The sequence below is a fragment of the Tenacibaculum sp. Cn5-46 genome, assembly GCF_022347705.1.
Taxonomy (GTDB): Bacteria; Bacteroidota; Bacteroidia; order Flavobacteriales; family Flavobacteriaceae; genus Polaribacter; species Polaribacter aiptasiae.
Map to the genome: position 1 here is coordinate 15,919 of NZ_JAKRGD010000006.1, position 14,445 is coordinate 30,363.

Consider the following 14,445-nt stretch of genomic DNA (forward strand, 5'->3'; position numbering starts at 1 on the left):
ATTTAGAAAAATTTTATAATAAATGTAATTAGCGCTGTCAAAATAGTAGCTAACAATACACCTCTAGCTCTATAATCTTGATTCTTTTTTAGAAATACCCAAAACACTAATAAATTAGGAATAGCAGCCAATGCAATTACTGAACCTAATACACCACCTTCTTTTACTTTTTGAAAAGTAGTACCTATACTATCATACGATATATATTCTAAATAAATGAATAAACCGAATGCTGTAGCTATTAAAGAAACTAAAATCCCTATAGCTATTTCTTTTCTTATATGTCCCATGAATTCAATTTTTGGATTGCATGATGCGCTGTCATATCAAATTGTACTGGAACTACAGAAATATATCCATTTTCTAAGGCCCAAATATCAGTGTCTTGTCCTTTATCTCTATTAACAAATTCTCCAGACAACCAATAATATTCTTTTCCAAATGGACTTTTGCGTTTATCAAAATCTTCTTTCCAATATCCATTTGCTTGTCTACAAACACGGATTCCTTTAATTTCTTTTTCTTTTAACTTTGGAATGTTTACATTCAACACAACTCCTTCTGGTAATCCATTTAATAAAACATTCAACGTTATTTTTTCAATAAACTTTTTAGCTGCTCTAAAATCAGCATGCCAATCAAAATCAAGTAATGAAAAACCAATTGCTGGAATTCCTTCTATCCCAGCTTCAACAGCAGCACTCATTGTTCCCGAATAAATAACATTTATTGATGAATTAGATCCATGATTAATTCCAGAAACACATAAATCTGGCACACGATTTAATATTTTATTTTTAGCCATTTTAACACAGTCAGCAGGTGTTCCAGAACAACTGTATTCTATTTGTGGACCTTCGTCAATTGTAATCGGATTACAATGCAAAACGTTATTTACAGTAATCGCATGTCCCATACCGCTTTGAGGACTGTCTGGGGCAACAACAACAACGTCTCCTATTTTATTCATTATTTCAATTAACATTCGAATACCAGGAGCGGTAATTCCATCATCATTTGTAACTAATATTAAGGGTCTTTCTTGCATAGTAGAATAGTTTTACAACAAATGTAACACAAAAAAAGGACTCTTTTTTTAACATTTTGTAAAGACAAAAAGCTTTATTTTATATGTAAAATTGTAGTAATCAAACACAAACGTTATGGCTCGTTTTATTATCTATGTAACTCTTTTCACTTTAAGTACAATTTTTTCGGTAGTGAATGCGCAAAATAAAGCGATAAAACAATGCAGTTCTCCAGAGTATTCTCAATTTGATTTTTGGTTAGGAAACTGGAATGTTTACGACACAAAGAATAATCTTATAGGTACCAATAATATTATTAGACTATCTAATGCTTGTGCTATTCAAGAGAATTGGGTTTCTAAAACATCTAAAAATAAAGGGACAAGTTATAACTATTATAATAAATCTGATAATTCTTGGAATCAATTATGGGTAGACAACACAGGGTTCTCTTTGGAATTAAAAGGGCATTATGGTGCAAATAAAATGGTTTTAAAGAGTAAACTTATAAAAAGCAAAAACGGTGATTTTTATAATCAAATTACTTGGACTAAAAACTCTGATGGATCAGTAACTCAAGTTTGGGATTATATTGACAAAAACCATAAAAAAATAAAAGAAGTTTTTAAAGGGTTTTACAAAAAGCAAGAAAACTAAAAAAGTTGGCATTATTTTAGTAGCTTAGCAACACAACGACACAATAAAAAAATAAAAAGACAGAAGATACATGAAGACGAAATTTATCATTCCATTTTTAGCATTTACATTATTATTTTCAAATTCTACTTTTTCTAATTCAGTTTCTAATAGTGATCCCGAAAAAGATAGAGTAATTGTTTATGTCTTAAAAAATATTTTATCACGATATCACTATGTTCAAAAAGAATTGAATGATGATTTTTCTGAACACGTATACAATACTTTTATTGATGGCTTAGATCCTAGTAAAAGATATTTTACACAAGAAGATTTGAAAGAATTTTCTAAATACAAATATCAAATTGACAATCAATTAAGAGATACTCGAATTGATTTTTATAAATTGGTTTATAACCGTTTTTTAGAGAAACTTGGTACAGCAAAAAAAACATATCGTTCATTATTACTTGAACCTTTTAACTATAAGAAAGATGAAGTAATTGATGTAGATTATGATAAAATTCCTTTTGCTAAAAATGATAGTGAATTAATTAATTACTGGAGAAAACAATTAAAGCTTTCTATTTTAAGTAGAATTGAAGATGCTGAAGATCAACAAAAAGAGAAAGCTAAAAAAGATAAAAACTTTAAAAAGAAAACATTTACTGAACTAGAAAAAGAAGCTAGAAAAGAAGTTTTAAAAAATATGAATGATTTATATCAACGTATTGATGAACTTGAAAACTCTGACTGGTATTCTACTTTTTTAAATAGTGTAGTAAGTGGATTTGACCCACATACAACCTACATGTCTCCTAGAAGAAAATCACGTTTCGATCAGGAAATGTCAGGTAAATTAGAAGGAATAGGGGCTCGTTTACAGAAAAAAGGCATTTATACACATATTGTTGAGTTAATTTCTGGAGGTCCTGCATGGAAGCAAGGTGGTTTAGAGCCTGATGATATCATTTTAAAAGTAGCTCAAGGAGATAAAAAACCACTAGACATTGTAGGAATGAGATTGGATGATGCTATTAAATTTATTAAAGGGAAAAAAGGAACCGAAGTTCGTTTAACTGTTAAAAAGAAAATTGATGGCTCAATAAAAGTAATTCCAATTATTAGAGATGTAGTTGAGCTAGAAGAAACCTTTGTAAAATCTAGTATTGTTGAAAAAAATGGAAAAAAATATGGTGTAATTAACTTACCTAGATTTTATATTGATTTTAATGACTTAAGCCGCAGAGATGCTGCTAAAGACATGGAAAAAGAAATCGAACGTTTAAAACAAGAAAACGTGAAAGGTTTAGTGATTGATTTACGTGATAATGGTGGTGGTTCTTTAAAAACAGCTATTGAAATTGGTGGATTATTTATTAAACAAGGTCCAATTGTACAAGTAAAGTATAGAAATGAACAACCCGTAGTTAAAAATGATACAGATTCAAAAATTCAATGGGATGGTCCTTTAGTAGTAATGGTAAATGAATTTTCTGCTTCTGCATCTGAAATTTTTGCTGCAGCTATGCAAGATTATAAACGTGGTGTTATTATTGGTGGAAAACAAACCTATGGTAAAGGAACTGTACAAAATGTATTACCAATCAATCGTTTTTACGAAAAATACCCTAGTGATTTAGGAGCTTTAAAAATGACTATTCAAAAATTTTATAGAATCAACGGTGGTTCTACTCAAATAGAAGGGGTTTATTCAGATGTTTCTTTACCTAGTAGATTAAGCTACATGGAATTTGGGGAACGTGATTTAGATGGCGCTTTACCATGGGATAAAGTGCAACAAGCCAAATATAGTACTACAAATTCTTACACTAATTTTGCTGATGTTGTTTACAACAGTAAGCAACGTGTAATGAAAAATGATAAGTTTAAGAAAATTAATGAATATGCTAAATGGTTAAAGAAAAATCAAGATGAAAGAATTTATTCATTAAACTACAATAAATTTAAAGAAGAGAGCGATAAAAAATCTAAGGAAGGTGAAAAATTTAAAGAAGTATTTAAATTTGATTCTAACCTTACTTTTGACTCTCCTAAATATGAATTAAACCTATTTAAAAAAGACACTGTTTTAAAGGAGAAACGTATTGCTTGGCATAAAAATTTAAAAAAGGATATTTATATAAATGAAGCACTTAATGTATTAAGTGAATTGAAAATGAATAAGAACTATACTATTGTAAAACATTAAAAAAATTGTATATTTATATTGAAGTATAGCTACTTCGTTCGGGGGATTACAAGTTTCAATAACAATTAAATTGATATGCTTTTAATCCAAAAAATAAATAATATACTAAATAGTAGAAAGTACTATAATAATTATTACAGTCAAATAATTAAGAAATATAAGAATATAGATAATTATACGTCTATATTTAACAGTGTTTTACAAGACAATGATATCATTGAAAGTAACGTACCTATTCGTTTTTCTGATGATATTGATTTTGGTGCTTGCGTTAGTTCTGTAAAAAAAGGCATTAATACTTCGTATCGTTTTATTAAAAACCCCGATTTGTGTGATATCATCTTTTTTACAACAAAAGTAGGTGGTTATCGAATAACGACTGAACTTCATTTTTTTAAGAATAAACTTATTTTTTTTAAATATACCTTTCCTTCATTATCTAACAAGAAAAAGGTTGAAAACTTAATAAAAAAGAAATATAAGATAAAAGAGCCTGTAACTGATAAAATAAATAATTTACTAGTTACAGACGCTCTTAATAATTATTTGAAAACAGAAAACGAAGTAACATTTTCTATCTATTATTTTACAAAAAATTATGGTTTCTATGCTTTCTTAAAGCAACAACAAGAGAACTCAAAAATGAATGTTTTAAATCAACTTTATAATTCTGAATCTCAATTATTAGAAAAAATTTAAGCCATTGTAATTTCAACTACAATTCCTTCATTAGCTCTAACATTAAAAACAGTTTCATCTTCAAAAATCAAATACTGTCCTTTTATACCTACTAACGTTCCTGTATAGCTTTGCTCCTTTACAATATTCAAACTTTTAGGCTTTGCTGGGTACTTCTCTACAGGAAAATTAATTGATGTTTCTTTATTGTTTTCAATATAATATTGCTGAGCTTCTTCAGGAATAAAAGCTTTTAAACGTTCTTGCCACGATACTAAATTTTCATCTTCAATATCATTTTTTAGCATTTTTCGCCAGTTGGTTTTATCAGCTACATGTTCTTTTAAAGCAACCTCTGTAATTCCTGCTAAATAACGATTAGGCACCTCAACAATTTCAATAGCTTCATGAGCTCCTTGATCTATCCAACGTGTTGGCACTTGTTGTTTTCTAGTAACACCTACTTTTACGTTACTAGAGTTAGCTAAATACACAATATGTGGTTGTAATTGTACTTTTTTCTCATACTCTAAATCACGATCTTCAATATCTAAATGCGCTTTACTTAACTCAGGTCGCATAATCCAATCTCCAGCATTCGGCGTTTCAAAAAAACATTTTTTACAAAATCCTTGGCGGTAAATTTGCTTTTCTAAATGACAATTTAAACATTCGTAAGTAACAAAACTTAGTGTTATTTTTTTATTCAAAAGCTGATTCATATTTAAAAAATCAGATTTCATATCTAAGTAATACTGTACAGTATCTAAATTTTCAGTCGTCATTTTTTTTAAAACTCCTTGGTATTGCATGTCTTAAATTTTATTACTTTTAGCTTCACAAACTTACAGTAAAAAAATTGAATTAAGAGTCAAACTATGTCGTTTCCATTTATAAATTCTATTATTTCATGGTTTTTGAAAAAACGCAAACATCAGGTAGAATTATTTTTAAAATATCCTATCGATGTTCAAAACGAATTACTTCAAAAATTATTAAATACTGCTAAGAATACTGAGTTTGGAAAACAACATAACTTCTCTTCAATTAAAAACTACATCGATTTTACTAATAATGTTCCTATCCAGAGATATGAAAGTATTGAACCACTTATAGAAAGATGTAGAAAAGGAGAACAAAATTTATTTTGGCCCACAACAATTAAATGGTTTGCAAAATCAAGTGGAACTACCAATGCTAAAAGTAAGTTTATTCCAGTAAGTAATGAAGCCTTAGAAGGATGCCATTTAAAAGCTGGTAAAGACATGCTGTGTTTATACATTAACAACAATGAAGAAACACAAATGTTTACTGGTAAAGGATTAAAATTAGGAGGTAGTACTGCTATTTATGAAGATAACAATTCTCACTTTGGAGATTTATCTGCAATTATAACCGAAAATTTACCTTTTTGGGCAGACTATAGCTCTGCACCTAGTCAAGAAGTTTCTTTAATGGCCGAATGGGAAACAAAAATGGAAGCTATTATTAATGAAACTATTAACGAAAACATTACTAGTTTAGTTGGAGTTCCTAGCTGGATGTTAGTACTTCTAAATAGAGTTTTAGAAAAAACTGGTAAAAATAATATTCTAGAGGTTTGGCCTAATTTGGAAGTTTACTTTCATGGAGGTGTTAACTTTAATCCATATAGAGAACAGTATAAAAAATTAATTCCAAAAGACAGTTTCAAATATTACGAAACTTATAATGCTTCTGAAGGTTTCTTTGCTATTCAAGACCAAAATAATTCAGAAGAATTATTACTAATGCTCGATTATGGTATTTTTTATGAATTTATCCCTATGGATTCTTATGATGGTGAAAATTCAACAGCCATTCCATTATCTGAAGTTAAAAAAGATGTTAATTACGCAGTAGTTATTACTACCAATGGTGGTTTATGGCGTTATTTAATTGGTGATACTGTTAAGTTTACTTCTTTAAATCCTTATCGAATAAAAATTACTGGTAGAACAAAACACCATATCAATGTTTTTGGTGAAGAATTAATTATTGAAAATGCAGAGGAAGCTTTAAAAATTGCAAGTACAAAAACTAATGCTTCTATTAGAGATTATACTGTTGGTCCAATTTTTATGAATGATAATAAAAGTGGTGGGCATGAATGGGTTATTGAATTTAGTACTCCTCCTAAAAGCATAGATACTTTTACAGAATTATTAGATAATGCTTTAAAATGTATCAATTCAGATTATGAAGCCAAGCGCTATAATAACATGACCTTGTCATTACCTAAAGTACATCAAGCACGACAAGGATTATTTTATGATTGGTTAAGTAAAAAAGGTAAACTTGGTGGGCAGCATAAAGTACCTCGTCTTTCTAATAAACGTGATTTTGTAGATGAATTACTTAACTTATAGGTTATGAACTCTTTTTTTGAACAGAATGCCGATTTACTATTAGAAAACTCTGAGCTTGCAGAAGCTTTTCAAAATATTATAAAGCCTGAAAAATATCCTAAACACCATATACTACATGAAGCTGGGCATATTTGTAACCATATGTATATTATCATATCAGGAATAGCTCGTGTTTTTTATTACAAAGATGGAAAAGATATAACTGTACATTTCTCAGCAGAACAAGAAAGTATAACTACTATTGATAGCTTTATTCAACGTAAAAAAAGTAAATACAACATTGAGGCTTTAGAAGATTTGGAAGTTCTAAAAATTACGCATGCAGATTTAGAAAATCTTTTTGATTCCAATCCTAAATATGAACGATTTGGTCGTTTATTTTTACAAAAAATCTATATAGACCTTGTTGAAAGAATCGATGATTTACAACTTCATACTGCTCAAGAACGTTATAATATTTTATTACAAAAGAAACCATTTCTATTTAATAGAGTAGCCTCTAAACACCTTGCTTCTTTCTTAGGTATGACTCCCGAAACCTTCAGTAGAATTAGAGGAAAATAATTTCTTGATAATTATCAAGAAAAACATAAAATTGATAAAATATCTTTGTTGTACAAAACAGCTACAACATGACAATAGCAGAAGCTTTACAAGGATTTTACACCAAAAACAATCTCTTAAAAAATGGAGGCGAAGATGAAAATACCTTTGAATTAAAATTTAAATTATTTACGTTAAAACTTCCTAATTCTCAATTTAGAAAAGATATCATTCACATTCATGATATACAACATGTATTATACAACTGTGATACAACGTGGAAAGGAGAAGCTTTTATCGCTGGGTGGGAAATTGCTACAGGTATGTGGAAAAAATTACCTATTGGTATAATTAGTACTTGGGCAATGGGTTTTTCTCTTTTAAACTATCCAAAAGACGTTTATAGAGGTTATAAAGCTGGATTAAAAGTAACTGGTATTATCGATTTAAATCTTAGCAAAGAAGAACTCTTAAAGCTTTCTATTGAAGATTTAAAAAAAAGAATAAAGAAAGAAGGTCAAAATAAAATGAATTTTACACAAACAATCTATTTTATTTTTTGGATACTTTTTAGTCTCTTTATTTTTTCATTTCCTTTCAGTTTATTCCCTCTTCTATTTGTATTCTAATTGGTAATTGATATTGTGTTGATACTGGTATACCTCTTTTAAAACCAGGTGTTATTTTGGGTAACTTTTTTATAGATTGCCTAATTACACTATCTAATTTGGGTAAGTACTCTTTTATATTGTTGGATGATGAAATATCTTTTAACTCAAACTTCCCTTTACTACTAATTTGCAAGTCTATTAAAACTACCTCATCTATTAATTCATTACTCACAAAATTATATAACTGTAACTCCTTGGTTATTCTTTGTTGAATTTCTTTTCTAAAACAATTTGTTTTAGCTTCATCCATAAGGTTTTTACAAACACTAAAAGAAGGAGAAACATCTACTTTAGAAAAATCAATAACAGTATCTATCATTTGATCTTTATTCTTTTTTGGTGAAGAAAAAAAATCACACGACACAAATAATAAAATCGTAATTAAAGAAACACAGCAACACTTCATCTCATTGATTTTGAGATGAAAATACAAAAATTTAGTCTATTCTATAACATCACCTTTCATGAAATAATATTTTTTTATTTCTTTAATTCTGGTTTTAACTTGACTTGTAAGTAAAGAGTCTTTTTCTTCAAACCTATCCATATAGTTTTTATAATATTTTAAGGCTAGCTTTTTATCCTCATAATAGTTTTCGGTAGTATTAGCTAACTGATATAGCGCTCTGTAGTTTCTACTATTTTCATTATAAGAATTTTTATAAGCCTTCATTTCTGCTTTAGGTTTTCCTAATTCTTTATACACTCTTGCTAATTGGTAATATTCAATATCTCTAGATTCTTTTCCTACATAAGTTGCTAACATATAGTTATACATTGCACTCTTATATTCTTTTTGATCAAAATTTATATCTCCTAAATAAGTATATGATTTAAAATCCGACCGATCTATTTTTAATGCTTTATTAAAATATTTTTCGGCTTCATCATAATCTTTTAGTTTGTACAAAGCTCTTCCTAACATTTTTTGAGTGTAATGCTCATTTGGTTTTAATGTATCTATTTTTTCCAACAAAGTGATTGCCTTTAAATACTGCTTCTTTCTATACAAACTATTTATTTTTAACTTGTTTAATTCTATATGATTTGGATTTACTTGCAACCCTCTATTTGTAAAAATAGCAGAAGAATCCTTATCTCTTAATAAAACATAAGCAAGCGCTAATTGATGAATTGCCTTAATATGCTCATCATCATTTTTATAGGCCTCTAAAAAACTATTTATTTTTAAGTTTCTCTTCTTCAACATAGCATATACCACTCCAAGTTGGTAATGATAATTTGCATTTTCTTTATCCTTTTTAATTAAACTTTTAAATAAATTTTTAGCTTTTAAAGGCTGTTTCGTCTTTAAATACAATTTACCTAATTGATATTTTATCAATAAATTATCATCATCTTTTTCTACAATTTCTTCAAAAATTGATATCGCTTTTTTTAACCTTTTCTCTTTATTATAGCTTTTTCCCAGCTTAACTTTTATGGAGTAATCATTTTTAATTTCTAGTGCTTTTTCATAATATTTTGAAGCTAATTTATAATTATCTATTGCTTCATAAATTTGAGCCTTCTTTGCATTAGACACGAAAGTTACAGGTAGCTTATTCAATTCTTTCAAGGCTTTTTTATAACGTCCTGCACTCAATAAATTATCAATGGATTTAAAAGTCGAAGTTTGTGCTTCGACTTTGATAAACCCTATTAAAAATAATACAATTAAAATTTTCTTTTTCATTTTTTTATTTAAACTATTCAATGTTTAATGTTATTGGTATTGTATATCCTGTAGATACTACTTTTCCATCTTTTTCTCCTGGTTTCATTCTAGGTAATTTTTCAATAACTTCCTTAGCATATTGTTTTAATTCTGCATGTGGAGCCCTAGCTTTTACCTGAGTAACCTTACCAGTTTTATCTACCTTAAACTGTACATAAACTCTTGCTCTTCCTTTTTTAATTCCTAAGTTATTTGCTTTAGAAACATCAAAATTATTTGCTACAAACCTTGTAATACTTTTGGTAAAACAATTCCTATCTCCTTCATTACACCCTGGATATGTTGGATATTTATCTAATAAAGTAAATGGAACATAACTAGAGTTTTTATATTCATTTGTTTGTTCTTTTTTACCATCCCTTCTTACAACTTCTTCTAAATCTAAAAAAATAATTTTTCTTTTCTTATTTTCTATTCCTTCAAAAATTCTAAGTGGAATATCTTTTCCTGATTTTTCATACTGCTCTTTCTTATTGTTTAACTCTATTAACTCTACATTTGTTAAATCATTCAACTGCAATTCTTTTGTCTTTGGTGGTTCTAAACCTAAAAATACATCCATATACGATTGCTTAGTTTCAGAAACTCTCTTTTTTATCTCCTTAATATCAGTATAAAGTACTGTATTGTCTTTCTTTTGTTCTGGTGCAGTAGCGCTTGCATCTTGAGAACAAGAGGTATAAGCCAACATACTTGCTAACACCGGTATTAACAATAAGTATTTTAATTGTTTAATTTGTTTCGATTCTTTTTTCGTCATCATAATAATTCGTTTTTTAATTAATGAATGTTTATAAAATTGATTTAAGAATGAAATGTTTTCAACTTGAAAAACATCAGAGAGTAAATTGTTAATGTAATTTTCTTTTAAAGTAGCTTTGCTCACTTTCTCATCAGAAATGTATTCATGAACTAAAGAAATTCTATTTTGATAAACGTATACCATTGGGTTAAACCACATTAGTATTCTTAGAAACTCGAAAAACAACAAATCGATTGAGTGTTTTTGTTTACTATGTACTAATTCATGTTGAATTATTTTTTCTTGTTTATCTAATGGAATCTCTTTTCCTAAGAAAATATAATTAAAAAAAGAAAATGCTTTTGAGTTCTTTGGTAACAGCACCAATTTATATGTTTTTCTACGTTCAATTTCATATTTAAATATTAATCGAACAATGCGTAATAATTTTACAACAAACACTATTAAAAACACTAAACACCCACTCCAAAACAGCACATCTAAATAGTCAATAGACTGATACCAAGCAGCTTTTTCAATTACTCTCTGTGGAGATAAAACTACTTCTGGCAACATAATAGTATACTCTACAGGAACTGCTTTTTTTATGGTAGGTATTTTTACTAGTGGCAATAAAAATGATATTATAGATGTTGACAATAAATACCATCTATTCTTTGAAAAAAAAGTTTCTTTACTTAAGAAAAAATCATAAACTGCTACAAACAGTACTTGAAATAAGACTACCTGAATTATATAATTAATCATGACTTTTTATTTTTATTTATCTCTTTCAAAATACTTTCCAATTCATTAATATCCATCTTATTTTCCTTCATAAAAAAAGACACCATACTTTTAAATGAACCTCCAAAATAACCATTCATTAACTTATGTAGACTTTCATTACTATACTCCGATTTTTTTACTAATGGGTAATATACATATCCCCTTCCTTTAGGTTGATGCCCAACAAACTCTTTAGTTTCTAAAATTCTAATAATAGTAGAGACTGTATTATAAGCTGGTTTCGGATCAGGTAACTCTGCTATAACTTCTTTTACAGATGCCTCTTTTAAGTTCCATAAAACTTGCATTATCTGCTCTTCTGCTTTTGTTAATTGCTTACTCATTCTAACTTTTATTGAAATATTTCATCACAAATATAACTAAAAAATTAGTTTAAACTAATTTTTTAGTTGTAAAAATGTAACAAATAGTCATTATACTCGTCCTATAAATAGAAAAATAAAGCTATTTTAAACTAAAAAAAGAATATAAAATATGGATATATTGCTAACCTTACTTGGTTTTATATGTGTTTGTTTAGGTATAATTGGTTCATTTTTACCAATCTTACCAGGTCCCTTAACAGGTTGGTTAGGGTTACTATTATTACATTTAACAAAAGCGATACCTCAAGATTGGACATTCTTAGGTATAACACTAGCCATTGCTATTTTTATTTTTATTATTGATTATTTTATTCCTGCCATTGGAACAAAACGTTTTGGAGGTAGTAAATACGGAGTTTATGGAACTACTATAGGTTTAATTATAGGTTTATTCTCCCCTATTCCTTTTGGAATATTAATCGGTGCTTTTTTTGGAGCTCTTATTGGTGAATTAATTTATGATAGTAAAGATACTTCTAGAGCAATTAAAGCTTCTTTTGGAGCATTTTTAGGCTTCCTAGTTTCTGCTACCATCAAATTTTCTGTAGCTACAGTATATTTTGTTCTATTCTTAACTACTTTCTGGGAATACAAAAACGCTTTCTTTTAAGTCAAATTTAATGCAAAAAAAAAGCAACCCATCTCAGGGAAGCTTTCCATTGGTTAACAAAACCATGGTACTATTTAAAGTACCTAACAACACAACTAAATGCTACTTTACAAAAAAGCAGCCTGCAAATATACAACCTTTTTTAATACCTGCAAATTTTTTTAGTTTTTTTACAAAAAATGTGAATCTGTTATTCATTGTTTAATTCTTCAATTGATTGTATCTTTGCCCCTTCATTAAAAAATTATAAAAATTAACCCATGCAATTATCAGAACAAGAAGTTGTACGTAGAGAAAAGTTAGGGAAATTACGAGAATTAGGTATTAACCCTTACCCTGCTGATTTATTTCCATTAAATTCAAATTCAAAAACCATAAAGGATAAGTTTGAAGAAGGAAAAAAGGTGGTAATTGCTGGTAGATTAATGAGTCGTCGTATACAAGGAAAAGCTTCTTTTGCTGAATTACAAGATAGCGAAGGAAGAGTTCAAGTATATTTCAACAGAGATGAGATTTGTCCTGGAGAAGACAAAGATTTGTACAATGAAGTTTATAAAAAACTTTTAGATATAGGTGATTTTGTAGGTATAGAAGGAGAATTATTTAAAACTAAAGTTGGTGAAATTACTGTAATGGTAAAAGACTTTAAATTATTAAGTAAATCTTTAAAACCATTACCATTACCTAAAGTTGATGCTGAAGGAAATACCTTTGATGGTTTTACAGATCCTGAAATGCGTTATAGACAACGTTATGCTGACTTAGTTGTAAACCCACATGTAAAAGATGTATTTGTAAAAAGAACTAAGTTATTTAACGCTATGCGTCAGTTTTTTAACGATGCTGGTTATTTTGAGGTAGAAACTCCTATTTTACAACCAATTCCAGGTGGTGCTGCAGCAAGACCATTTATTACTCATCATAATGCCTTAGACATTCCATTATACATGCGAATTGCTAACGAATTATACTTAAAACGTTTAATTGTTGGTGGTTTTGATGGTGTATATGAGTTTTCTAAAAACTTCCGTAACGAAGGGATGGACAGAACTCACAATCCAGAGTTTACAGCAATGGAAATCTACGTAGCTTATAAAGACTACAACTGGATGATGGACTTTACAGAAAAACTATTAGAACACTGTGCTATAGCTGTAAACGGAACTACTGAAGCTACTTTTGGAGAACATAAAGTTGACTTTAAAGCTCCTTATGCTAGAGTTACTATGGCTGATTCTATAAAGCACTTTACTGGTTTTGATATTAATGGTAAATCGGAAGACGAAATTCGTGCTGCTGCTAAAGGTATGGGCATTGAGGTTGACGATACCATGGGGAAAGGAAAATTAATTGATGAAATCTTTGGTGAAAAATGTGAAGGAAACTACATTCAACCAACTTTTATTACAGATTATCCTAAAGAAATGTCTCCTTTATGTAAAGAGCATAGAGATAATCCTGAATTAACAGAGCGTTTTGAATTAATGGTTTGTGGTAAAGAGATTGCAAATGCTTATTCAGAATTAAATGATCCAATTGATCAACGTGAACGTTTTGAAGCTCAATTAAAATTAGCTGCTCGTGGTGATGATGAAGCTGGAGAATTTATTGATCAAGATTTCTTACGTGCATTAGAATATGGAATGCCTCCTACTTCTGGTTTAGGTATTGGTATGGATCGTTTAATAATGTATTTAACAAACAATCCTTCAATTCAAGAAGTATTATTCTTCCCTCAAATGAAACCTGAGAAAAAAGCTCCTTCTATTGAATTAAATGATGATGAAAAAGCTTTATTAGCTTTAATTGACAAAGCAGAAAAAATAGATTTAAATGAATTAAAGTCTGAGTCTGGTTTATCTAACAAAAAATGGGATAAGACTATAAAAAGTTTAACCAAAAACAAATTAGCTAAAGTTGAAAAAACTGAAGAAGGTTTATTTGTTTTAGCAGTATAAATCATGTTTATATGAATAAAAAACCACCTAAAATAGGTGGTTTTTTATTTTATAATCATAATCTCTT

The 14,445-nt window shown here is 28.5% G+C and carries 15 protein-coding genes; 8 read left to right on the plus strand and 7 right to left on the minus strand.

Annotated features, from left to right (window positions below):
• Nucleotides 1–2 precede the first annotated feature (2 nt).
• Nucleotides 3–290 (minus strand): hypothetical protein, encoded by a 288-nt coding sequence (locus MHN29_RS12550; protein ID WP_150900941.1) that lies wholly within the window; start codon nucleotides 288–290, stop codon nucleotides 3–5.
• Complete coding sequence (gene surE, locus MHN29_RS12555) at nucleotides 278–1,048, minus strand: 5'/3'-nucleotidase SurE (protein WP_235274923.1); 771 nt, start codon at nucleotides 1,046–1,048, stop codon at nucleotides 278–280. The genes MHN29_RS12550 and surE overlap by 13 nt, the downstream gene beginning before the upstream one ends.
• Before the next feature lie 115 nt (nucleotides 1,049–1,163).
• Between surE and MHN29_RS12560 the strand changes: the two genes are divergently transcribed.
• The 3 genes from MHN29_RS12560 to MHN29_RS12570 all read left to right on the plus strand — a co-directional run bounded on the left by MHN29_RS12560 (nucleotide 1,164) and on the right by MHN29_RS12570 (nucleotide 4,575).
• Nucleotides 1,164–1,685, plus strand: a complete 522-nt coding sequence (locus MHN29_RS12560) for a hypothetical protein (RefSeq protein WP_235274924.1) — start codon at nucleotides 1,164–1,166, stop codon at nucleotides 1,683–1,685.
• Between the two features lie 70 nt (nucleotides 1,686–1,755).
• On the plus strand, nucleotides 1,756–3,876 hold the full coding sequence (locus MHN29_RS12565) for a carboxy terminal-processing peptidase (RefSeq protein ID WP_235274925.1): 2,121 nt from the start codon (nucleotides 1,756–1,758) through the stop codon (nucleotides 3,874–3,876).
• A 75-nt stretch (nucleotides 3,877–3,951) separates the two neighbouring features.
• On the plus strand, nucleotides 3,952–4,575 hold the full coding sequence (locus MHN29_RS12570; protein ID WP_235274926.1) for a hypothetical protein: 624 nt from the start codon (nucleotides 3,952–3,954) through the stop codon (nucleotides 4,573–4,575).
• On the opposite strand, the gene MHN29_RS12575 is transcribed toward MHN29_RS12570, so the two are convergent.
• Nucleotides 4,572–5,366, minus strand: a complete 795-nt coding sequence (locus MHN29_RS12575; RefSeq protein WP_235274927.1) for a DUF2797 domain-containing protein — start codon at nucleotides 5,364–5,366, stop codon at nucleotides 4,572–4,574. The two genes, MHN29_RS12570 and MHN29_RS12575, sit on opposite strands and share 4 nt — an antisense overlap.
• A gap of 66 nt (nucleotides 5,367–5,432) precedes the next feature.
• Here MHN29_RS12575 and MHN29_RS12580 point away from each other — a divergent pair, with 66 nt between their 5' ends.
• From MHN29_RS12580 to MHN29_RS12590, 3 genes are all read left to right on the plus strand, one after another.
• Complete coding sequence (locus MHN29_RS12580; RefSeq protein ID WP_235274928.1) at nucleotides 5,433–6,941, plus strand: GH3 auxin-responsive promoter family protein; 1,509 nt, start codon at nucleotides 5,433–5,435, stop codon at nucleotides 6,939–6,941.
• A gap of 3 nt (nucleotides 6,942–6,944) precedes the next feature.
• Nucleotides 6,945–7,505 carry a Crp/Fnr family transcriptional regulator gene (locus MHN29_RS12585; protein WP_150900948.1) on the plus strand — a complete coding sequence of 187 codons (561 nt, stop codon included), beginning with the start codon at nucleotides 6,945–6,947 and terminating at the stop codon, nucleotides 7,503–7,505.
• Nucleotides 7,506–7,573: 68 nt separating this feature from the next.
• On the plus strand, nucleotides 7,574–8,113 hold the full coding sequence (locus MHN29_RS12590; protein ID WP_235274929.1) for a hypothetical protein: 540 nt from the start codon (nucleotides 7,574–7,576) through the stop codon (nucleotides 8,111–8,113).
• On the opposite strand, the gene MHN29_RS12595 is transcribed toward MHN29_RS12590, so the two are convergent.
• The 4 genes from MHN29_RS12595 to MHN29_RS12610 are packed head-to-tail and all read right to left on the minus strand — an operon-like array spanning nucleotide 8,082 to nucleotide 11,768.
• Nucleotides 8,082–8,561 carry a hypothetical protein gene (locus tag MHN29_RS12595; RefSeq protein WP_235274930.1) on the minus strand — a complete coding sequence of 160 codons (480 nt, stop codon included), beginning with the start codon at nucleotides 8,559–8,561 and terminating at the stop codon, nucleotides 8,082–8,084. The two genes, MHN29_RS12590 and MHN29_RS12595, sit on opposite strands and share 32 nt — an antisense overlap.
• Nucleotides 8,562–8,597: 36 nt before the next feature.
• Nucleotides 8,598–9,851: a tetratricopeptide repeat protein gene (locus MHN29_RS12600; protein ID WP_235274931.1), complete on the minus strand. Its 1,254-nt coding sequence runs from the start codon at nucleotides 9,849–9,851 to the stop codon at nucleotides 8,598–8,600.
• A gap of 13 nt (nucleotides 9,852–9,864) precedes the next feature.
• Nucleotides 9,865–11,403 (minus strand): M56 family metallopeptidase, encoded by a 1,539-nt coding sequence (locus MHN29_RS12605; protein WP_235274932.1) that lies wholly within the window; start codon nucleotides 11,401–11,403, stop codon nucleotides 9,865–9,867.
• Nucleotides 11,400–11,768 (minus strand): BlaI/MecI/CopY family transcriptional regulator, encoded by a 369-nt coding sequence (locus tag MHN29_RS12610; RefSeq protein ID WP_150900953.1) that lies wholly within the window; start codon nucleotides 11,766–11,768, stop codon nucleotides 11,400–11,402. Before MHN29_RS12610 ends, MHN29_RS12605 begins: the two co-directional genes overlap by 4 nt.
• A 151-nt stretch (nucleotides 11,769–11,919) precedes the next feature.
• Between MHN29_RS12610 and MHN29_RS12615 the strand changes: the two genes are divergently transcribed.
• A complete protein-coding gene (locus tag MHN29_RS12615) occupies nucleotides 11,920–12,420 on the plus strand; it encodes a DUF456 domain-containing protein (protein WP_235274933.1) in 501 nt (166 codons plus the stop codon).
• Between the two features lie 260 nt (nucleotides 12,421–12,680).
• Nucleotides 12,681–14,378, plus strand: a complete 1,698-nt coding sequence (lysS, locus tag MHN29_RS12620) for a lysine--tRNA ligase (protein ID WP_235274934.1) — start codon at nucleotides 12,681–12,683, stop codon at nucleotides 14,376–14,378.
• Nucleotides 14,379–14,445: the final 67 nt, after the last annotated feature.

Excerpts from the sequence above, each read along its gene's own strand:
- MHN29_RS12550 (WP_150900941.1), bottom strand. The coding sequence starts at position 290 with ATGGGACATATAAGAAAAGAAATAGCTATAGGGATTTTAGTTTCTTTA.
- surE (WP_235274923.1), bottom strand. The coding sequence starts at position 1,048 with ATGCAAGAAAGACCCTTAATATTAGTTACAAATGATGATGGAATTACC.
- MHN29_RS12560 (WP_235274924.1), top strand. The coding sequence starts at position 1,164 with ATGGCTCGTTTTATTATCTATGTAACTCTTTTCACTTTAAGTACAATT.
- MHN29_RS12565 (WP_235274925.1), top strand. The coding sequence starts at position 1,756 with ATGAAGACGAAATTTATCATTCCATTTTTAGCATTTACATTATTATTT.
- MHN29_RS12570 (WP_235274926.1), top strand. The coding sequence starts at position 3,952 with ATGCTTTTAATCCAAAAAATAAATAATATACTAAATAGTAGAAAGTAC.
- MHN29_RS12575 (WP_235274927.1), bottom strand. The coding sequence starts at position 5,366 with ATGCAATACCAAGGAGTTTTAAAAAAAATGACGACTGAAAATTTAGAT.
- MHN29_RS12580 (WP_235274928.1), top strand. The coding sequence starts at position 5,433 with ATGTCGTTTCCATTTATAAATTCTATTATTTCATGGTTTTTGAAAAAA.
- MHN29_RS12585 (WP_150900948.1), top strand. The coding sequence starts at position 6,945 with ATGAACTCTTTTTTTGAACAGAATGCCGATTTACTATTAGAAAACTCT.
- MHN29_RS12590 (WP_235274929.1), top strand. The coding sequence starts at position 7,574 with ATGACAATAGCAGAAGCTTTACAAGGATTTTACACCAAAAACAATCTC.
- MHN29_RS12595 (WP_235274930.1), bottom strand. The coding sequence starts at position 8,561 with ATGAAGTGTTGCTGTGTTTCTTTAATTACGATTTTATTATTTGTGTCG.
- MHN29_RS12600 (WP_235274931.1), bottom strand. The coding sequence starts at position 9,851 with ATGAAAAAGAAAATTTTAATTGTATTATTTTTAATAGGGTTTATCAAA.
- MHN29_RS12605 (WP_235274932.1), bottom strand. The coding sequence starts at position 11,403 with ATGATTAATTATATAATTCAGGTAGTCTTATTTCAAGTACTGTTTGTA.
- MHN29_RS12610 (WP_150900953.1), bottom strand. The coding sequence starts at position 11,768 with ATGAGTAAGCAATTAACAAAAGCAGAAGAGCAGATAATGCAAGTTTTA.
- MHN29_RS12615 (WP_235274933.1), top strand. The coding sequence starts at position 11,920 with ATGGATATATTGCTAACCTTACTTGGTTTTATATGTGTTTGTTTAGGT.
- lysS (WP_235274934.1), top strand. The coding sequence starts at position 12,681 with ATGCAATTATCAGAACAAGAAGTTGTACGTAGAGAAAAGTTAGGGAAA.